At 71.7% G+C, this 19,703-nt stretch carries 20 protein-coding genes and 1 pseudogene; 13 read left to right on the forward strand and 8 right to left on the reverse strand.

The annotated features are described in order from the left end of the window. Window positions 1–4 precede the first annotated feature (4 nt). Entirely contained in the window at window positions 5–589 is a 585-nt protein-coding gene (locus tag BXA10_RS21250; protein WP_076472534.1) for a type III secretion system chaperone family protein, read from the forward strand. A 218-nt stretch (window positions 590–807) separates the two neighbouring features. Here the strand turns inward: BXA10_RS21250 and BXA10_RS21255 are convergent, their stop codons facing one another. From BXA10_RS21255 to BXA10_RS21265, 3 genes are all read right to left on the reverse strand, one after another. Then, window positions 808–1,227: a globin gene (locus tag BXA10_RS21255; protein WP_076472536.1), complete on the reverse strand. Its 420-nt coding sequence runs from the start codon at window positions 1,225–1,227 to the stop codon at window positions 808–810. A gap of 195 nt (window positions 1,228–1,422) precedes the next feature. Beyond that, complete coding sequence (locus tag BXA10_RS21260; protein ID WP_084753082.1) at window positions 1,423–2,832, reverse strand: MFS transporter; 1,410 nt, start codon at window positions 2,830–2,832, stop codon at window positions 1,423–1,425. A gap of 237 nt (window positions 2,833–3,069) precedes the next feature. Then, window positions 3,070–4,137 (reverse strand): mechanosensitive ion channel family protein, encoded by a 1,068-nt coding sequence (locus BXA10_RS21265; protein WP_076472608.1) that lies wholly within the window; start codon window positions 4,135–4,137, stop codon window positions 3,070–3,072. A gap of 322 nt (window positions 4,138–4,459) precedes the next feature. On the opposite strand from BXA10_RS21265, the gene BXA10_RS21270 reads away from it, so the two are divergent. Further along, window positions 4,460–4,993, forward strand: coding sequence for an HNH endonuclease (locus BXA10_RS21270; protein ID WP_076472538.1), 534 nt, complete (start codon window positions 4,460–4,462; stop codon window positions 4,991–4,993). A gap of 40 nt (window positions 4,994–5,033) precedes the next feature. Here the strand turns inward: BXA10_RS21270 and BXA10_RS21275 are convergent, their stop codons facing one another. The 3 genes from BXA10_RS21275 to BXA10_RS21285 form a co-directional block, all read right to left on the reverse strand. After that, entirely contained in the window at window positions 5,034–5,873 is an 840-nt protein-coding gene (locus BXA10_RS21275) for a class F sortase (protein WP_076472541.1), read from the reverse strand. A 12-nt stretch (window positions 5,874–5,885) separates the two neighbouring features. Further along, window positions 5,886–6,419, reverse strand: coding sequence for a hypothetical protein (locus BXA10_RS21280; protein ID WP_076472544.1), 534 nt, complete (start codon window positions 6,417–6,419; stop codon window positions 5,886–5,888). A gap of 127 nt (window positions 6,420–6,546) precedes the next feature. After that, a complete protein-coding gene (locus BXA10_RS21285; RefSeq protein WP_076472545.1) occupies window positions 6,547–7,020 on the reverse strand; it encodes an Lrp/AsnC family transcriptional regulator in 474 nt (157 codons plus the stop codon). A gap of 145 nt (window positions 7,021–7,165) precedes the next feature. Between BXA10_RS21285 and BXA10_RS21290 the strand changes: the two genes are divergently transcribed. The 11 genes and pseudogenes from BXA10_RS21290 (at window position 7,166) to BXA10_RS21340 (ending at window position 18,008) form a co-directional block, all read left to right on the forward strand. Then, complete coding sequence (locus BXA10_RS21290; protein ID WP_076472548.1) at window positions 7,166–8,068, forward strand: tryptophan 2,3-dioxygenase; 903 nt, start codon at window positions 7,166–7,168, stop codon at window positions 8,066–8,068. A 22-nt stretch (window positions 8,069–8,090) separates the two neighbouring features. Continuing rightward, window positions 8,091–9,401, forward strand: a complete 1,311-nt coding sequence (kynU, locus tag BXA10_RS21295) for a kynureninase (RefSeq protein WP_076472551.1) — start codon at window positions 8,091–8,093, stop codon at window positions 9,399–9,401. Continuing rightward, entirely contained in the window at window positions 9,398–10,735 is a 1,338-nt protein-coding gene (locus BXA10_RS21300) for an FAD-dependent oxidoreductase (RefSeq protein WP_076472554.1), read from the forward strand. The genes kynU and BXA10_RS21300 overlap by 4 nt, the downstream gene beginning before the upstream one ends. A 23-nt stretch (window positions 10,736–10,758) precedes the next feature. Next, window positions 10,759–12,240: a 2-hydroxymuconic semialdehyde dehydrogenase gene (locus BXA10_RS21305; protein ID WP_076472609.1), complete on the forward strand. Its 1,482-nt coding sequence runs from the start codon at window positions 10,759–10,761 to the stop codon at window positions 12,238–12,240. 94 nt (window positions 12,241–12,334) lie between these two features. Further along, window positions 12,335–13,132 (forward strand): 2-keto-4-pentenoate hydratase, encoded by a 798-nt coding sequence (locus BXA10_RS21310; RefSeq protein ID WP_076472556.1) that lies wholly within the window; start codon window positions 12,335–12,337, stop codon window positions 13,130–13,132. Window positions 13,133–13,175: 43 nt separating this feature from the next. After that, window positions 13,176–14,099, forward strand: a pseudogene (locus BXA10_RS21315) (acetaldehyde dehydrogenase (acetylating)); the annotation flags it as partial. Between the two features lie 71 nt (window positions 14,100–14,170). After that, window positions 14,171–15,232 (forward strand): 4-hydroxy-2-oxovalerate aldolase, encoded by a 1,062-nt coding sequence (gene dmpG, locus BXA10_RS21320; protein ID WP_076472558.1) that lies wholly within the window; start codon window positions 14,171–14,173, stop codon window positions 15,230–15,232. Between the two features lie 52 nt (window positions 15,233–15,284). After that, window positions 15,285–16,058, forward strand: coding sequence for a 2-keto-4-pentenoate hydratase (locus BXA10_RS21325; protein ID WP_076472560.1), 774 nt, complete (start codon window positions 15,285–15,287; stop codon window positions 16,056–16,058). Next, on the forward strand, window positions 16,055–16,486 hold the full coding sequence (locus tag BXA10_RS21330) for a RidA family protein (protein WP_076472563.1): 432 nt from the start codon (window positions 16,055–16,057) through the stop codon (window positions 16,484–16,486). The genes BXA10_RS21325 and BXA10_RS21330 overlap by 4 nt, the downstream gene beginning before the upstream one ends. Further along, the gene (locus tag BXA10_RS21335) at window positions 16,483–17,007 is read left to right on the forward strand and encodes a 3-hydroxyanthranilate 3,4-dioxygenase (protein ID WP_076472564.1); all 525 of its coding nucleotides are present in this window, start codon (window positions 16,483–16,485) and stop codon (window positions 17,005–17,007) included. Before BXA10_RS21330 ends, BXA10_RS21335 begins: the two co-directional genes overlap by 4 nt. Beyond that, entirely contained in the window at window positions 17,007–18,008 is a 1,002-nt protein-coding gene (locus tag BXA10_RS21340; RefSeq protein ID WP_076472565.1) for an amidohydrolase family protein, read from the forward strand. The genes BXA10_RS21335 and BXA10_RS21340 overlap by 1 nt, the downstream gene beginning before the upstream one ends. Window positions 18,009–18,099: 91 nt before the next feature. Here BXA10_RS21340 and BXA10_RS21345 read toward each other — a convergent pair whose 3' ends face one another. After that, on the reverse strand, window positions 18,100–18,759 hold the full coding sequence (locus BXA10_RS21345) for a dihydrofolate reductase family protein (protein WP_076472566.1): 660 nt from the start codon (window positions 18,757–18,759) through the stop codon (window positions 18,100–18,102). A 57-nt stretch (window positions 18,760–18,816) separates the two neighbouring features. Beyond that, window positions 18,817–19,545 carry a helix-turn-helix domain-containing protein gene (locus BXA10_RS21350; protein WP_076472567.1) on the reverse strand — a complete coding sequence of 243 codons (729 nt, stop codon included), beginning with the start codon at window positions 19,543–19,545 and terminating at the stop codon, window positions 18,817–18,819. Window positions 19,546–19,703 lie beyond the last annotated feature (158 nt).

Here is a 19,703-nt window from a genome sequence, read left to right on the forward strand (position 1 = left end):
AGCGATGCCGTGGTGGTCATGGCGCCCCGGTCCCGCCAACGGCGGTGACCCGGAAACTCGAAGCGGGATCACAGTGGAGGGCACCGTCCGGGTCGGACCGCCGGCCCAGCGCCAACCGGGAGACGACTGTAAGCCCAACGACAGACCGGTGCTCGCCGAGATTCCGGCGACCGTCGCACCGGTCACGCTGAGCCGGGTCTGCGACGCGCTCGATCTGCTGGACGTGCGCTATCTGGCCGACGGCGACGGCAACCTGCTCGCCATGTGGGAGCGGCACGCCGTGCTGGTAACCCTCGAAGGTCCGGAGGACGAGATCCTGGTCATGCGGGCCCGTCCACACGCGACGGTTCCACCGGACTGGGCCGACCGGGCCTACCGCGTGGTCAACGAGTGGAACCACACCCGCCGGTTCTGCAAGGCGTACGTGGGCGATCCGACCGAGCGTGGCCAGTTACCCATCTACGCGGAGTTGCAGGTGCCGATGGGCGCCGGGACGCACGACGCGCTCCTGGTCGAGATGCTCGACTGTGGCGCGGCGGTGGCCACGAGCTTCGTGGACTGGCTGCACGACGAGGGTGCCCTGCTCTGAACTCCGAGTCGCCCATCCGGGGGCTCCGGTGGCCGGGCGGCGGCCGGACCGGCTCCGGGACGGGCCCGGGGCGGTCCGCCCTGCGGCCCGGAGCATCCGGTGCGGCGCGGGCCGGTGCCGTGTGCTGCCCCGGCGTGACGGCGTGACGGCGTGACGGCGTGACGGCGTGACGGCCTGACGGCCTGACGGCCGCGCCCGCCAGGGGCGCGGCCGGTGGCTCAGGCCGGGTCCTCCATCACGTTGACCATGAAGTAGGCGGCTCGCTCCAGGTAGTCCCAGAGCGCGGTGGCATGGTCCGCCGGCAGGTCGAGTCGATCGACGGCCCGGCGCATGTGGCGCAGCCAGGCGTCCCGCTCGGCCACCCCGATCCGGAACGGTGCGTGCCGCATCCGCAGCCGAGGGTGTCCCCGCTGCGCGGAGTAGGTGTTCGGGCCACCCCAGTACTGCATGAGGAAGAGGGTCATCCGGTCGGCCGCCGGGCCCAGGTCCTCCTCGGGATACATCGGTCGCAGCAGCGGGTCGGTGGCGATGCCGGCGTAGAACTCGTCCACGAGCTTGCGGAACGTGGGCTCGCCACCGATGGCGTCGAAGAGAGTCTGCGACGGCTGGGAGCGGTCGGATTCGCCTGCGGGGTTCACCGTTCCATCCTGCCAGGCATTCCGCCCACGGCGGCACGGAGGAGACCGCCGCCGCTCTGTGCGCCGGGTCACGGGTGGCGATTCCGAACGCACGGACCCGATCCGGCCGGGCTTCATGTCGGCCGCCCTCAGCCGCGCCGTCGAGCGGCGGCACCCACGGCGCCGCCACCTCGACGGCGGTGACCACAGGCGGGTTCAGGTGACCGCGTGCCGCGCCCGCTCGCCGTCGATGGCATCGCCGTCCGGTAGGTCCGCCCCTGCTCCGTTGCTCCTGCTGCCGGCGGGGGCGGTGGCCGTGGGCACTCCGGCGGATCCGGGTCGAGTGCCGGTGTGTCCGCCCGAGGCGGCCGCGACGGCGGCCTCCACCGTCGGGCGACTCGGCCAGGTCAGAGTGGCCACCAGCATCAACACGACGCCGGCGGCGCTCCACACGCCGACCACGGACGGGAGGTCGAAGCGGTCGGAGAGCGCTCCGGTGACCAGCACCGCCAGCCCCTGGATCACCTGCATCCCGGTAGCCATCACGCCGAAGGCACGGGCGCGGAAGGCGTCCGGCAGGGCCTGGACGAAGAGTCCGTTCGCGGTCGGCAGCATGCCCGCGACCGCGAAACCGCAGGCGGCGGCGAGTAGCGCGACCACCACCGGGGAGGGGTCGAGCAGGGCGGGCACCAGGGTCAGCGGGGCGAGCACGGCCAGCGGCCGCATCAGGGCAAGCCGGCGGGCCGGGCCGAAGACGCGCCCGATCAGCAGCCCGCCGAGGACGAAACCCACCGGATTGGCCGCCATGATGACCGCCTGCGCCAGACCCCGGTCCAGGTCGCCGCCAGACCGGTCCGCCCACACCACGGCCAGGCCCTCGGGCACGATCGAGAAGAGCATGGAGCTGAAGACCAGCACGGCGATCGCCCGGAGCACCGGGGTGCCGAACACGATCTGGAAACCCTCGGCGGTCTCCCGGAGCAGGTGGGTGCGGTCCGTCTCGTGCAGCGCCGCCGACCGCTCGCGGACTCCGAAGCGGAGCAGGGCCGCCGAGACGCCGAAGGTGGCCGCGTTGAACAGCAGTGCGACGGCCGGGTCGAACTGGGAGATCGCGGCGCCCACCACGTAGCCGACGACCTGGGACGCCTGACCGGCGCTGGCGTTGAGCGAGAGCCCGAGCACCAGCCGGTCGCCGCTGAGGATCTGTGCCAGCAGCGCGGACTTCGCGGCCTGGCTCGGCGGGTTGGCCAGGGTCGCGAGGAAGAGCAGCGCCAGCACGAGGTAGATCGGCAGGTTCGGGATGGCGATGAGCAGCATCAGCGCCATCCGGATGAGGTCGCACACCACCATCACCCGTCGGTACGGGTGACGCTCCGCCAGCGCGGCGAGTAGCGGGCCGCCGACCAGCCACGGCAGGAAGCTGACCGCGAAGGCGGTGGCGGAGAGCACGACCGACCGGGTCTCCTGGTAGACCAGCACGGTGACCGCGGCCTTGGCGAGGTAGTCGCCGACCCAGGAAAGTGCGCCCGCCGCGAAGACCGCCCCGTACTCCCGCTGGGCGAAGACCTCACGGAAGGTCGCCGGCCCCTCCGGAGAGGGTCGCTCGTCGGTCACCGTCGCCTCCATCGTTCCCGGGGAGGCGGGCCACTGGTGGCCGCCGGCTCGGGAACTCTCGTCAGATCTGCGGATCAGCGAGGACGCAGCACGCTTCTGGCGGGAACGCGTGCCCCGGATTCTGCCCGATCGTCTGACGACTGGCTAGGGCGAACGGATAGATCGTCGCATCTCCGACTGAACGAACGGACGATACCTGAGGGGCCGCGCGGCCCGCGACCCCTCCATCGATGGATGGCCGAGAAAGACTCAGGTTGCGCCGCTCCGGCCGGTCTCCCCGTCGGCCGCCGGCCGGGCCGGTGTGCCGGGGAACAGGCGGGCGGCGGCGATCTGTGCGGTGATCCCGGAGTTCTCCAGTGCCTCGGCGAGCCGGCGGCGCAGCTCCCGGCCGACTGCGAACTGGCCGTCCGCGGTCGTCTTCACCACCGTCCGGATCACCGCGCCCTCCACGGTCATCTGCTCCACGCCGAGCACCTCGGGCGGCTCGACGATCTCCGGGGCGAGCTCCGGGTCCACCGCCATGGAGGCGGCAGCGGTACGCAGCACCGCGGTGGCCTCCTCCGTACCGGCGAAGCCGATCGGCAGGTCGACCACGACGAGCGCCCAGCCCTGGCTCTTGTTGCCGACCCGGATGATCTCGCCGTTGCGGATGTACCAGAGCACCCCGCGTCCGTCCCGGACCGTGGTGACCCGCAGCCCGACCGACTCGACCACGCCGGTCGCCTCGCCCAGGTCGACGGTGTCGCCGACGCCGTACTGGTCCTCGATCAACATGAACAGGCCGGCCAGCAGGTCCTTGACCAGGCTCTGCGCGCCGAAGCCCAGCGCCACGCCGGCGATCCCGGCGCTGGCCAGCAGCGGAGCCAGGTCGAAGCTGAACTCGCGCAGGATCATCAGCAGCGCGATGCCGAAGACGAACGCGGTGGTCAGGCTGCGCAGTACGGAGCCGATCGCCTCGGCCCGTTGCCGGCGCCGTTCCGGCACGAACTCCCCGGGCTCGGTCGCGGCCGTCGGTACCCGCTCACGCAGCGGCCGCAGCATGGCCGGCACGCCGGCGTCGCTGGTGGTGCGGACCAGCCGGCTGATCGTGCGGTGCACCGCCCAGCGGGCGACCACGGCGAGCAGCACGATCAGGATGACCCGCAGCGGCTTGACGAGGATCCAGTAGCTGCCCTCGGCGAGCCAGGACCAGTGGGTCGCCCGCCAGACGGCGTTGCACAGCGCCTCGTTCAGGCACTCCGGGCTGGGTTTGTCGTCCGGGAGGGCGGCGGCGAGGACCGTGAGGGCGGAGGCAGTCACGGTGAATTCGTACCGCAATCCGTCGGCGGGACCGTGGCCGACCCACCGTCGGGTGACGCCGGGGACGTGGTTGCGTCGATCGTCCGGTTGGCCGGCGGCGACGAAGCCGGACACCCGGAACCAGGCGCCCGTCCTGCCGGGGGCGAAACCGGTCATCCTGCCACGTCCGGAAAATGCTTCACGAGGGACCCCGGATTAGTACGTGCAATCCGGGGTCCGATCAGGGACGATTGGCGCAACGGACGTCGGTGATCCGGCCGGCGTCGACCGTGGTGGCCCTGTGCCCAACTTCGGTCGGCGGCGCGCGGAAGGTGGCCGCTGAACCGGGAGGGTGAGCGCGATGCCTGACATACGACCTACGGTGGGCTCCGGTGCGCTGGTCCTCAATGCCACTTACGAGCCGCTGTGTGTCGTGTCGGTGCGTCGTGCCGCGATCCTCGTCCTGTCCGCGAAGGCGGTCTGCGTGGCCGATGGTGACGGCATCCTGCACAGCGCCCGGGATGCCCTCCCGGTGCCGTCGGTGGTCCGGTTGACCCGGTACGTCCGGGTGCCCTACCGCACCCACGTCGGGCTGTCCCGCCGGGCGATCTTCGCTCGCGACGGCTGGCGTTGCGCCTACTGCTGCGGGCCGGCGGAGACCATCGATCACGTCTTTCCCCGGAGCCGAGGTGGCCGGCACGCGTGGGACAACGTGGTGGCCGCCTGCGCCCGGTGCAACCACACGAAGGGCGACAAGACTCCCGCCGAGTTGGGTTGGCGGCTGCACTCGGCACCCGCGGCACCGAAAGGGACCGCCTGGCGGGTGCTCGGCCACCGCGCACCCGACCCACGCTGGGCCGACTGGCTCGATCTGCGCGAGCCCGAGGCGGCCTGATCCGGCGCGCGAGCATCACCGGCACCGACGACGGTCACCGTCATCGGTGTGCCTTCACCAGGGACGCGAAGACCACCACGTTGTCCGCATAGCCGGTCGCCCCACCGACCCACCGGCCACCGCAGGTGATGAGGCGCAGGTTCGGGCGGCTGAAGTCGCGGAAGACGTCGTCCACCGGCAACTCGTTCTTGTCGAACCGCTGCACCGAGTTGACCTCGAAGACCGCCACGGTGCCGTCCTCCCGGGTCACCTCCACCTGGTCGCCGGCGCGCAGCTCCTTCAGGTTGTGGAACACCGCCGGTCCGCTGGTGGTGTCCACGTGCCCGACGATCACCGCTGGACCGTACTGGCCGGGGGTGGGGCCCTGGTCGTACCAGCCGGCCTCGTGGGCCTGGCTGACGTCCGGCACCCCGATGCTGCCGTCCGCGGCGATCCCCACGTGGTGCACCGGGGCGCGCAGGTCGATCGTGCGGATGGAGAGTTCCGCCGGTGGGCTCGCCGGCAGCACCGGAAACTTCTTCGGTGGCGGGCGCAGGCCCGCGCTGAGCTGGTCCGGAAGGACGCTGAGCCCGGTCACCCGTTCCACCCCGAGCATCGCGACGATCAGCACCATCAGCGCGGCGACGAGCATCACCGGAAGTCCCGGGCCGCCGGCCGCCGCGAGCCGGTGGCGCGTTCGCGGGCGTCCGGGCCGGGCCGGCAGCGGCGCGGTCCCCGGATCGGCGGTGGCGACGCCTGCGGAGAGCGCGTGCCGGGCGACCCGGCCCAGCCGGCGCGAGGCCCGGACCGTCAGCCGTCCGGACGCGCGCAGCGCCGACCGGGTGGCCGTCCGGAACGTGTTCCGATCCGGCCGCCTCCGCCCTGCGGTTGAGCGGGCCATGCTGCCCCCGGATCAGGAACCGGCTCCGCGACGGCGGCTGCCCAGCATGCCCAGGGCCACCGCGACGCCGGCCGCGGCCAGCCCGCCGACCAGCAGCATCGTGCCGGTGCGCCCACCCGTGGCGGTGCCCCCACCGCCGGTGGCCGGGCCCTTGCTCGGCTGGGCCATGTTCAGCACGGTGAGCATGGTGGACGCGTTGCTCCCGTTCGGGCAGCGCAGATTGACCGGGTAGTCACCGGGCTGCTTGTCCCGCGGCACGGTGGCCGAGCCGGTCAGGAACCCGTTGTCCGGCCGTACCGTCACCCGTCCGAACGCGTCCGACTCGACCTGCGCCTGCCGGTTGTTGTTGTCGCAGCTGGCCCGGATGTTCACTCGTTCGCCGGCCTGGACGCTGTTCGGCGTGACCTCGACGAACACGTTCTCGCCCGCCCGCGCGGGCGCGGCGCCGACCAGGACGAACGCCGCGATCAGCGCGAACGCCCCGAGCAGCCTGCTGATGATCGACGGGGCGGGAACCACACCGCCGTCCGGTCGCTGACCCCGCATGATCCTCCCTCCCGGCACCGGTGCACCGGTCCTGCTGGGGCGACCCGCGGTGCTTTCCCTCTGGTCCGCCGGCAAACCCGGGGCGGATCCGGGCGGACGTGCTGCGACAGTGCGGTGACGTGCCCGGTCAGCGGCGGCGGAGGTCGGCCTCCGGTCCGGCGGTCCCGGGCAGTGGGGTGATCGGGTGCCAGTCGAGCGGGGTGGAGAGGATCATCGTGCTGGAGGGCTGACCGTGCGGGGCGAGCCGGTCGATGACGCGCTCGAACTCGACGATCGACCCGGCCGCCACCCGCAGGACACAGCACGCGTCTCCGGTGATCCGGTGGATCTCCAGGATCTCCGGCCACCCGGCGACCTGCTCGTTGTTGAGGATGCAACGCGGCCCGTAGCAGTTCATCTGGATGAGCGCGCCCACGGTGCGCCCGGCCCGGCCCAGGTCGACATGGGCGTGATAGCCGGTTATCACCCCCGACTCCTCCAGCCGGCGCACCCGCTCGGCCACCGCGGGTGGCGAGAGGTGCACGCGGCGGGAGAGTTCGCTGAAGGAGAGGCGCGCATCGGTCTGCAATTCCCGTAGCAGCGTCCAGTCCATGTCGTCCATTGGCCGATCTTACGTTCCTTAACCAGAAGCGCCCTCATGCCTTTCGCGCGACAGGTGGGCGTCGGGAAGTACCGTCGATCAGGCATTCCATCGGGCGAACCACCCGCGACATCATGTTGTGAATCCGGCTCGAAGGAGACGACAGGTGGAGCAGATGGAGCTGCGGAGCCCGACGCTGACCTCGGCGGTACGCCCGGTCACGCCGCAGCAGCGGGCGGCCAAGGCGGCACATACCGGCGGCAAGCCGACTCTGGAGTTCGCCGGCCGGGTGCCCTACGACGTGTACACCCACGCGAGCACCCTGCACCGGTTGCAACAACCGCTCAGTGACGACCCGGGCGAGATGTCCTTCCTCATGGTCACCCAGATCATGGAGCTCTACTTCGGGCTGACCCGCTACGAGCTGCTCCAGGCCCAGGCGATGATCCGCGCCGACCAGGTTTGGGACGCGCTCGCGCCGCTGCGCCGGGCCGCCCTGCACCTGGAGGCGCTCAACGCGGCCTGGCGCGGGCTGCGCTGGATGACGCCCGCCGACTTCAACCGGTTCCGCGACCTGCTCGGCGAGGCGTCCGGCTTCCAGTCCGCCATGTACCGGCAGCTGGAGTTCCTGCTCGGTCTCCGGGACCCGGCGCTCATCCGGCCGTTCCGCCGGCACCCGGACGTGTACGACGAGCTGCGCGAGACCCTCGCCGCGCCGAGCCTCTGGGACGACGTCGTCGCGCTGCTCGCCCGGCACGGTTTCGACGTCCCCGCCGAGGTGCTCGACCGGGACGTCAGCGTCGAGCACGAGACGCACCCGCAGATCGAGGCGGCCTGGGTGGCGATCTACGCCGCCGAGCAGCCGGACAACCACCTCCGGCTGCTCGGCGAGGCGCTCACCGAGGTGGCCGACCAGTTCGGCGAGTGGCGCTGGCAGCATGTCAAGGCCGTGCAGCGGACGATGGGCGCCAAGGTCGGCAGCGGCGGCTCCGCCGGATTGGCGTGGCTGCAGCGCAGCATGGCCCGGGTGGTCTTCCCCGAGCTGTGGTCGGCCCGCACCAGCATGTGAACGAGAGCGAGAAAGCAACCGAATGAACGCCCCTCACTCCGTCCCACCCCGAATCACCGCGCCGGAGGACGAGGCCCGCCAGCTCGACGCGACCGATCCCGGGCACCGCCACCTGTTCCACGTGCCTCCCGCCGACGGTGGTCGCTACCCGGAGGCCGCCTATCTGGCCGGGAACTCGCTCGGACTACAGCCGCGAGCCACCCGTGAGGAGCTCCTCGCTGACCTGGACGCCTGGCGTCAGTTCGGCGTCGAGGGGCACCTGGAGGCGCAGCGGCCCTGGCTGCCGTACCACGAGCTGCTCACCGAACCGGCCGCGCGACTGGTCGGCGCCCGGCCGGCGGAGACCGTGGTGATGAACTCGCTCACGGTCAACCTGCACCTGCTGATGGTCAGCTTCTACCGCCCGGCCGGGCGGCGTACCCGGATCGTCATCGAGGACAGCGCCTTCCCGTCGGACAGCTACGCCGTACGCAGCCAGGCCCGGTTCCACGGGCTCGACCCCGACGAGACAGTGGTCCGGCTGCGGCCCCGCCCGGGTGAGGACACCCTGCGCACCGGGGACGTGACCGACTACCTGGCCACGGCGGGCGACCGCGTGGCGCTGGTGCTGCTGGGCGGCGTCAACTACCTCACCGGCGAGCTGCTGGACATCCCGGCGATCACCGAGGCCGGCCGGGCCGCCGGCGCGATCGTCGGCTGGGACCTCGCGCACGCCGCCGGCAACGTGCCGCTGCACCTGCACGACTGGGGGGTGGACTTCGCCGCCTGGTGCTCGTACAAGTACCTGAACTCCGGGCCCGGGGCGTTGGCCGGGGCGTTCGTGCACGAGCGGCACCTCGGCGACCCGACGTTGCCCCGCTTCGAGGGCTGGTGGAGCACCGACGCCGCGACCCGGTTCGAGATGACTCCGGTGTCCCGGCCACCGGCCACCGTGGAGGCGTGGCAGATCTCCAACCCGCCGATCTTCTCGATGGGGCCGGTCCGCACCTCGCTCGAGCTCTTCGACACCGTCGGCATGCCGGCGCTGCGCGAGCGGAGCCTGCGCCTCACCGGATACCTGCGGCGGCTGCTCGACGAGGTGAGCGCCGACCGGCCGCTGACCGTGGTCACCCCACGGGATCCGCAGCGGCACGGGTGCCAACTGTCGGTACGCGTCGCCGCCGGCAGCGCCGCGGAACTCAGCAAGCGGCTGCGCCATGAGCACGGCGTGATCGCCGACGCCCGAGAGCCCGACATCCTCCGGTTCGCCCCGGTCCCGCTCTACTCCACGTACCACGACTGCTGGCGGGTCGCCGACGCGCTGGCCGCGACCGTCGCGGAGGTGACCCGATGAACCGGGAACACGACGAGATCGCGGTGGTCGGCGCGGGGCTGGCCGGCTGCCTGCTGGCCTGCTTCCTGGCCCGGCGCGGCTACCGGGTGGCGCTCTACGAGCGGCGGCCCGATCCGCGTACCGGACGGGTCGAGCGCGGCCGCTCGATCAACCTGGCCCTCTCCGAGCGCGGCCTGGACGCGCTGCGCCGGATCGGCCTCGACGAGCAGGTGATGACCGACGCCCTGCCGATGCGCGGCCGGATGATCCACCCGGTGGCGGGGGAACCGCAGTTCCAGTCCTACAGCGCCTCCGGGGACCGGGCGATCAACTCGATCAGCCGGGGCGCGTTGAACAACGCCCTGCTCGACGCGGCCACCGCGCTGCCCGGCGTACGGGCCGCCTTCGATCACCGGCTCGTCGGCCTCGACCCGGCCACCGGCGAGATGACGTTCGAGACCCCACAGGGCAAGGTGACGGCGAACGCCGAGGTGGTCCTCGGCACGGACGGAGCCGGATCGGCCGTACGGGGTCAGCTGCTCGCCAACGGGCTGCTCGACGAGAGCCTGGACTTCCTCGACTACGGCTACAAGGAGCTGACCATCCCGCCGATGGGAGGCGACTTCGCGCTGGATCCGGACGCCCTGCACATCTGGCCGCGCGGCACCTCGATGATGATCGCGCTGCCGAACCCGGACCGCTCCTTCACCTGCACGCTCTTCTGGCCGACGCACGGCACGTCGGCCTTCGCCTCGCTGGGCAGCCCGGCGGCGATCCAACGGCACTTCGCCGAGCACTACCCGGACCTGATCCCGCTCGCGCCGAACCTCGTGGACGACTACCAGCACAACCCGGTAGGTGTCCTCGGCACGGTCCGCTGCACGCCGTGGCAGGCCGCCGGAAAGGTCGGCCTGCTCGGCGACGCGGCGCACGCCATCGTGCCGTTCTACGGCCAGGGCGCGAACTGCGCGTTCGAGGACGTGGTCGAGCTGGACCGTTGCCTGGACGAGTGCGGCGACGACTGGGCGGCCGCGTTGCCGCTGTTCCAGCAGCGCCGGCAGGACAACACCGAGGCGATCGCCCGGATGGCGCTGGCGAACTTCGTGGAGATGCGGGACAAGGTCGCCTCACCGCTGTTCCAGCTCGGCCGCAAGGTCGAGCACGCGCTGGAGCGGGCGCTGCCGGGCCGGTACGTCTCCCGCTACGAGCTGGTGTCCTTCTCCACCACCCCGTACGCCGAGGTGGTCAGTCGGGTGCGCCGGCAACACCAGGCGCTCGGTGTGGTCGCCGCGGGCGCGGCGGCCCTGCTGGTCGGCGCCGTCGGTGCGGCGTTCGGCCGAGGGAGGCGTCGATGACCGTCATGTGGGATCCCCGGCTGATGACCGGGCGCGCACCGGACGGGCCGGGCCTGCTGCGCAACTTCGTCGCCGGTGAGTTCGTCGACTCGGGGCGGCGTTTCACCAAGGCCAGCCCGGTCACCGGCGACCCGGTGTTCGAGGTGGTGGAGGCGGACGCGTCCTGCGTGGACGACGCGGTGACCGCCGCCCGGTCGGCGCTGCGCGGCCCCTGGGGCCGGATGGGCGAGCGCGAGCGCGCGGAGGTGCTGCGCCGGGTCGCCGACGAGCTGGAGCGCCGCTTCGACGACCTGGTCACCGCCGAAGTGGCCGACACCGGTAAGTCCATCTCGCAGGCCCGGACGCTCGACATCCCGCGTGGGGCAGCGAACTTCCGGGCCTTCGCCGAGATCGTCGCGTCCGCGCCCACCGAGTCGTTCACCACCGTCACCCCCACCGGTGGGCGCGCGCTCAACTACGCCGTGCGCAAACCGGTCGGCGTGGTAGCCGTCATCGTTCCGTGGAACCTGCCGCTGTTGCTGCTCACCTGGAAGGTCGCGCCGGCCCTGGCCTGCGGCAACGCAGTGGTGGTGAAGCCCAGCGAGGAGACCCCCGCCTCGGCGACGCTGCTCGCGGAGGTGATGGCAGCGGCGGGCGTACCGGCGGGGGTGTTCAACCTGGTGCACGGGTTCGGGCCGGACTCGGCGGGGGAGCACCTCACCCGGCACCCGGGAGTCGACGCGATCACGTTCACCGGCGAGTCGGCCACCGGCAGCGCCATCATGCGCGCCGCCGCCGACGGGGTGAAGGCGGTCAGCTTCGAGCTCGGTGGCAAGAACGCCGGGCTGGTCTTCGCCGACGCGGACCTGGACGCGGCGGTCGCCGGCTCGGTGCGTTCCAGCTTCACCAACGGTGGGCAGGTCTGCCTCTGCACCGAACGCATCTACGTGCAGCGGCCGGTCTTCGAGGAGTTCACCGCACGGCTCGCGAAACGGGCGGGCGAACTGGCGTACGGCTGGCCGATCGACGAGGCCACCGCCACCATGCCGCTGATCTCGCACGGGCACCGCACCAAGGTGCTCGGCCACTACGACGTGGCCCGCGCCGAGGGCGCGCAGGTGCTCGCCGGGGGTGGCACACCGCGCTTCGGGGACGCCCGCGACGGCGGGGCGTACGTGCAGCCGACGGTGTTGACCGGGCTCAGCCCGGATGCCCGGACGAACCGCGAGGAGATCTTCGGGCCGGTCGTGCACGTGGCGGCGTTCGACGACGAGGAGGAGGCGTACGCGCTGGCCAACGGCACCGAGTACGGCCTCGCGGCGACGGTGTGGACGCGGGACGTGGGCCGGGCGCACCGGGCCGGTGTCCGGCTCGACGCCGGCATCGTCTGGGTGAACACCTGGTTCCTGCGCGACCTGCGCACCCCGTTCGGTGGGGTGAAAGCGTCCGGCATCGGCCGCGAGGGCGGCATCCACTCGCTGGACTTCTACTCCGAACTCACCAACGTCTGCGTGGACCTCGCATGAGCGGGCCGGCCATCCGGCTCGTCCGCGGGGGGCCGCGAGCGGGCGCCCCGGGCAGGATGCACCCCGGCGCCACCGTACGCATCGAGGAGCGGCCATGACCGTCGACATCGAAGCGGCGAGCCGCGAACTCGTGCGCGCCCGCCAGGAGGGGAAGCCGTGCCCGCCCCTGCGGGGACGGCTGCTGCCCGAGGGGGACATCGAGGCGGCCTACCAGGTGCAGCAGGTGTACACCCGGCAGCGGCTCGGCGAGGGTCACCGCCGGGTGGGGGCCAAGATCGGGCTCACCTCCCGGGCGGTGCAGGAGAGCTTCGGCGTATTCCAGCCGGACTTCGGGGTGCTCTTCGACGACATGGCGGTCCCGGACGGCGTCGAGGTGCCGATGGGGCGGTTGCTCCAGCCCCGGGTGGAGGCGGAGGTCGCCTTCGTGCTCGGGGCCGACCTGCCCGACGAGCGGATCACCACCGCCGACCTGATCCGCGCGGTCGACCACTTGCTGCCGGCCATCGAGATCGTCGCCTCCCGGATCGCCGACTGGGACATCTCCATCGTCGACACCGTGGCCGACAACGCGTCGAGCGGGCTCTTCGTGCTCGGTGCCACCCCGCGCCGTCTCTCCGACGTGGACCTGCGGCTCTGCGGCATGGTCCTGGAGCAGGCGGGGGAGCCGGTCTCGGTCGGCGCCGGTGCGGCCTGCCTGGGCAATCCGCTGCACGCGCTGGAGTGGCTCGCGCGCACCCTGGCCCGCTCGGGTGACCCGCTCCGCGCCGGGGACGTGGTGCTCTCCGGGGCGCTCGGCCCGATGGTGCCGGTCACGCCCGGCGCCGCGTACGAGGCGCGGATCTCCGGCCTCGGCTCGGTACGTACCTGCTTCGCAAAGGACGGTGACCGGTGAGCGAGCTTGCGAGTCCTGCGGTCGCGAACGAGAGGTTGGCTCGATGAGTGTCGGGGTGGCGGTGATCGGCTCCGGCAACATCGGAACCGATCTGATGATCAAGGTGCTGCGGCTCAGTGACAGCCTGCGCATGGTGGCGATGGCCGGCATCGACCCGGAATCCGACGGCCTGGCCCGGGCGCGCAGGCTCGGCGTGGCCACCACCGCCGGTGGGGTGGACGGCCTGGTCGCCATGCCGGAGTTCGCCGACGTCGAAATCGTCTTCGACGCCACCTCGGCCGGCGCGCACCGGCGCAACGACGCGGTGCTGGCCGCGCACGGGCGCAGCGTCATCGACCTGACCCCGGCCGCGATCGGCCCGTACGTGGTGCCGCCGGTCAACCTCGACGAGCACCTGCACGAGCGCAACCTCAACATGGTCACCTGCGGCGGGCAGGCCACCGTGCCGATCGTCGCGGCCGTGGGCCGGGTGACGCCGGTGGCGTACGGCGAGATCGTCGCCTCGATCTCCTCGCGGTCGGCCGGCCCGGGCACGCGGGCGAACATCGACGAGTTCACCGAGACGACGGCCCGGGCCATCGAGGTCGTCGGCGGTGCCGAGCAGGGCAAGGCCGTCATCGTGCTCAACCCGGCCGACCCGCCGCTGCTGATGCGCGACACGGTCTACTGTCTCTGCGCGGATCCGGAGGCCGACACCGGGGCGATCGCGGCCTCCGTCGCGGAGATGGTGGCGACCGTGCAGGAATACGTGCCCGGCTACCGGCTCAAGCAGGACGTGCAGTTCGACCGGGTGGACACGTACGTGCCGTCGCTCGGTTGCCACCTGTTCGGCCTGCAGGTCTCGGTCTTCCTGGAGGTCTCCGGTGCGGGACACTACCTGCCCGAGTACGCCGGGAACCTGGACATCATGACGTCGGCGGCGCTGCGCACCGCCGAACGGCTGGTGGCCCGGCGCGAGGCCGTGGCCACGGGGGTGGCCGTGAGCACCGGCAGTGCGGCGGAGCGGGGCTCCGCGGCCGTGAACAGTGGGGTGACCGCGTGACCGACCTGTACATCCAGGACGTGACGTTGCGCGACGGCATGCACGCCATCGCCCACCGGTACACGGTCGAGCAGGTACGCACCATCGCCTCGGCGCTTGACGCGGCCGGTGTGGCCGCCATCGAGGTGGCCCACGGCGACGGGCTCGCCGGTTCCAGCGTCAACTACGGCCACGGCGCGGCCAGCGACGCCGAGTGGATCGCCGCGGCGGCCGAGGCGTTGACGAACGCGCGACTGACCACTCTGCTGCTGCCCGGCATCGGCACCATCGCCGACCTGAAGGCCGCTCGCGCGCTCGGGGTGACCAGCGTCCGGATCGCCACCCACTGCACCGAGGCGGACATCTCCGCCCAGCACATCTCCTGGGCCCGTGAGAACGGCATGGACGTCTCCGGGTTCCTGATGATGTCGCACATGAACGACCCGGCCGGGCTGGCCGCCCAGGCCAAGCTGATGGAGTCGTACGGTGCGCACTGCGTCTACGTCACCGACTCCGGTGGCCGGCTGCTGATGTCGGACGTGGCCGAGCGGGTCGACGCGTACCGGCAGGTGCTGGAGCCGGAGACGCAGATCGGCATCCACGCGCACCACAACCTGTCGCTCGGCGTGGCGAACAGCGTGACGGCGGTCGAGCACGGCCGGATCGCCGGGTCCGGGCCGGCCGGACCCGACGCGCCGTACGGGCGGACGGTCCGGGTGGACGCCTCACTCGCCGGGATGGGCGCCGGCGCGGGCAACGCCCCGCTGGAGGTCTTCGTCGCGGTGGCCGAGCTGCACGGCTGGAAGCACGGCTGCGACGTGTTCGCGTTGATGGACGCGGCGGACGACCTGGTCCGGCCGTTGCAGGATCGGCCGGTGCAGGTGGACCGGGAGACGCTCTCGCTCGGGTACGCCGGCGTCTACTCGAGCTTCCTGCGCCACGCCGAGCGTGCCTCCGCGAAGTACGGGGTGGACGTCCGCTCCATCCTCGTGGAGCTGGGCAGGCGCCGGATGGTCGGTGGCCAGGAGGACATGATCGTCGACGTGGCGCTGGACCTCGCCGGCCGGGAGGGCAAGTGAGCGCGAGGAACGAAGCACGCCGGTGGGCCGCACGGACGAAGGGTGACTCAGCATGATCGGGCCGGACGTCGCGGGGATCGCCGAGCGGCTCGGCCTCGCCGCGGACACCGCCACCGCGATCGGGCAGCTCGCCGCGGAGACGGGTCTCGACGTCGACGCCGCGTACGCGGTGCAGACGGCGCTCCTGCAGCGCCGGCTGGACCGGGGGGAGCGACTCGTCGGGCTCAAGATGGGGCTCACCAGCCGGGCGAAGATGGCCCAGGTCGGCGTGGACGAGGTGATCTGGGGCCGGCTCACCGACGTCATGCGGGTGCCCGACGGCGGCACCGTCGACACCGGGGCGTACATCCACCCGCGGGTGGAGCCGGAGGTGGCGTTCCTGCTGGACCGCCTCCCCGAGCCGGGCGAGCCGGTCGGCGACTTCACCGACGCGGTCCGCGCGGTCGCGCCGGCGATCGAGCTGATCGACTCGCGGTACGCCGATTTCACGTTCTCGCTGCCCGACGTCGTCGCCGACAACACGTCGGCCGCGGCTTTCGTGGTCGGCCCCTGGTCGCCGGTGCCGGACGGGTTGGAGAACCTGGGCGTGCTGTTGGAGATCGACGGTCGGGTGGCCCAGGTCGGTTCGACCGCGGCGATCCTCGGCGACCCGCGCCGTGCCCTCGACGAGGGGATCCGGCTGGCCGGCCGGCACGGCGTGGGGCTGCGTGAGGGTTGGCTGTTCCTCGCCGGTGCCGCGACCGCAGCCGTCCCGTTGCGACCGGGCGCGCATGTCCGGGCCGTCGTCGAGAAGCTCGGCACCGCGTCGTTGCGGGCCGCGTCGTGAGCGGCGGCGCGGCGCGCGTCGTAGCGGGCAAGGCCGTGCCGCGCGGGAAATTCCCGCACGTGAAGGTCGCGGGTGGCTTCGTCTTCGTCTCCGGTACCTCGTCCCGGCGACCGGACAACACCTTCGCGGGTGTGCAGGTGGACGAGTTCGGCACCACCGACCTGGACATCCGCGCGCAGACACGTGCGGTCATCGAGAACATCGCCGATCTGCTCCGGTCGGTCGGCGCCGAGTTGTCCGACCTGGTCCAGGTGACGTCGTACCTGGTGAACATGAACGACTTCGGCGGCTACAACGAGGTGTGGGCGGAGTACTTCGACGCCACGGGCCCCACCCGGACCACCGTCGCCGTGCACCAGTTGCCCCACCCGCACCTGCTCATCGAGATTCAGGCCGTGGCCCTTCTTCCCTCAGGAGGTCAGTCGTGAGCGACATCGCCGAGCCGTTCAGCTTTCCGGGCTGGATCGCGCAGAACCAGCACCTGCTCAAGCCCCCCGTCGGCAACAAGGAGATGTTCCCCGGCCGGGACGACTTCATCGTGATGGTCGTGGGCGGCCCGAACCAGCGGACCGACTACCACGTCGACCCGTACGAGGAGTTCTTCTACCAGGTCAAGGGCAACATGCACATCAACCTGATGCTCCCGGAGGGGCCGCGTACGGTGCACGTGCGCGAGGGGGAGATGTGGATGTTGCCGCGGAACACCCCACACTCGCCGCAGCGTCCGGAGGCCGGCTCGATCGGCGTGGTCGTGGAGCGGGTCCGCGAGGAGGGCACCCTGGAGAAGTTCCAGTGGTACTGCCAGGAGTGCGGGCACAAGGTGCATGAGGTCGAGTTGCAGGTGCGTGACATCGCCGCCGACCTGCCCCCGGTCTTCCAGGCGTTCTACGCCGACGAGAAGGCGCGTACCTGTGCCGGCTGCGGCGCGCTGCACCCGGGCAAGGGCTGATGCGCGCACCGCTGGTCGACGTGCACACGCACGTCGTGCCGAAGGGGTGGCCGGACCTCGCCGCCGCGTGCGGCGGGTCCGGCTGGCCCTGGCTGCGGATCGACTCCGAACGCGCCGCCATGATCATGGTGGGGGAGACGGAGTTCCGGCCGGTCGGCGCGGAGTGCTGGGACGCGCCGACCCGACTGGCCGACATGGACGCGGACGCCGTCGACGTGCAGGTCGTCTCGCCGACGCCGGTCTTCTTCAGCTACGACCGGCCGGCCGACCAGGCGGCGAAGGTGGCCCGGATCTTCAACGACCTCACGTTGGAGGTGACCGCCGCCGGCGGGCGACGGCTGGTGCCGTTCTGCCAGGTGCCGTTGCAGGACCCCGACCTCGCCTGCGCCGAGTTGGACCGCTGCCTCGCCGCCGGGCACGTCGGGGTGGAGATCGGCAACCACGTCGGCGACCGCGACCTCGACGACGCCGGGATCGTCCAGTTCCTGACGCACTGCGCCCAGGTGGGCGCCCCCGTCTTCGTGCACCCGTGGGACATGCCCGGCGGGCCTCGACTGGATCGCTGGATGGCCCGTTGGCTGACCGGCATGCCGGCCGAGACGCACCTGTCGGTGCTGGCGTTGATCCTCGGCGGGGTCTTCGACCGGGTGCCCCACACCCTGCGGATCTGCTTCGCGCACGGCGGCGGGAGCTTCCCGTTCTGGCTCGGGCGTGCCGACAACGCCTGGCACCGTCGCGGTGACCTGGTGCGCGGGGCGTCCACCGCACCGCCCAGCACGTACGTCGACAGGTTCTGCGTCGACTCGGTGGTCTTCGACCCGGCGGCGTTGCGGCTGCTGGTCGACACCATGGGGGAGGACCGCGTGCTGGTCGGCAGCGACTACCCGTACCCGTTGGGCGAGCGACCGGTGGGGCAGGTGGTCCACCGGGCGGACTTCCTCACCGCCGACCAGCGGCAGAAACTGCTGTCCGGCAACGCCCTGCGCTTCCTCGGCCGCTAGGGCGTCGCTACCCGCTTCGGCGAACTCGTCGTCCGATACGGGGCCACCACCCGGCTCGCCGCCTTCGACGGGTGGCTGTCGGGCGCGGACATCAGTTGAGGACCGTCGTCGAGCGTCCCTCGTCCACCGTGTACGCGCCTGCGGAGAGCGCGCCGAGGCTCGCGGGCTTGAGAGTCAGCGAGACGACGCCGCCGGGCAGCACGTGCGAGCTCTCCTCGACGGTTGCGAACGTCGCCGGCGTCGTTCCGTCCGGGAACAGACGCTTCCCCGTGCCGACGATGACCGGGTACTGGAGCAGCCGGTAGACATCGACCAGTCCTGCCTGGTGCAGCGCCTGTACGAGTCTCCAGCTTCCGTGAACCTGGAGTTCCTTACCGGGAAGCTCCTTGAGGCGGCGTACCTCGTCGACCAGGTCAGCGCGCAGGACCGTCGTCGGGCGCCAATCGGCTTCATCGTCGGTCAGCGTGGAGCTGACCACATACTTCGGCAGCGTGTTGAGCTTGGTGGCGATCAGGTTGTCAGGTTCGGTGACCTTCGGCCAGTACCCGCCGAGCAGGCCGAAGCTGGTACGGCCGAAGAGGAACGCGTCGGCCTCACGGAACCAGCCCTCGACGACCTCGTTGGTGTGGGTCGAGGCATGCGGTACGAGCCACCCGCCGCGGTCGAAGCCGCCGGAGCGGTCCTCGTCGGGGTTTCCGGGTCCTTGCATGACGCCGTCGAGACTGACGAAGGTGTTGACGCTGAGTAGCACGGTTCTCCTCGGAACTCGGGTCGCGGACAGCCGGCCAGGGTGGCTGGCAGCCGGACGCTAGCTGCCGGGCCCAGGGTGGGTCTTGTACAGGAACGACATCGAGGCGAAGTGACCCGCCTGCAGTTCGCGCGCGGTGTGCCCGACGTAGCGACGCAGCGCATGCGCGAGGTGGGCTTGGTCGAAGTACCCCAACGTCTCGACGACTGTGTGCCAGTCGAGGCCGTCGCGCAGCATCGTGGCTGCGGCGTTCGCGCGGTCGATCTGTCTGACGGCGGTTCGCGAAAGTCCGGTGATCGCTCGGTAGCGACGCTGCAGGGTCCGCTCGGTCGGGCCGGCTTCGGGATGCCCGGCGACCTGCTCCTCGTCCCCGAGACGCGATCGCGCCAGCAGGCCCGCGTCCTGCAACCGCCGGACGAAGTGCTCGATGTTGTCGAATGTCGGCGCCTCCCAGGCCTCGCCGCCGATGACGATCCTGCCCGATTCCGTCACTGGGAGCGGCACGTGCCCATCGACGATCGAGGCTGAAGGATGCGGCCGAAGAACCGCACCGAACGCGAACCGGACCCCGAGGAATTCGGTGCCCGGCGGGACCGGTGCCGTGGTCGCCTTCGTCTCCGGACCACGCAGGCTGGCGAGTAGACGTCCCTGCGCCCGCGAGAGGATCAGATGGCAGCAGGTGCGTGCTGCGGACGTCATCGTCTCCTCCGCGTCAGAGCGGGTGCGCCACACACGGTCGACGAGGCTCACGCCGATCTCGGTGTCGCGGTGCTCGAACCGCAGGGCCATGGCCTCCTCCGTCCGCAATCCGCCGAGGTTCCCTGGTGAGGCTAGCGACGTCGACGATCAGTGCCGACACGTCCCGGGAGCGCGAGAGGCACGACCGGGAGTTCCGCGAGGAAGCGGGTCCGAATCGCCGAGGACGCGGGAAAGGGCGCAGATCGCCC

It is taken from the genome of Micromonospora avicenniae (genome assembly GCF_900156065.1).
GTDB lineage: Bacteria > Actinomycetota > Actinomycetes > Mycobacteriales > Micromonosporaceae > Micromonospora > Micromonospora avicenniae.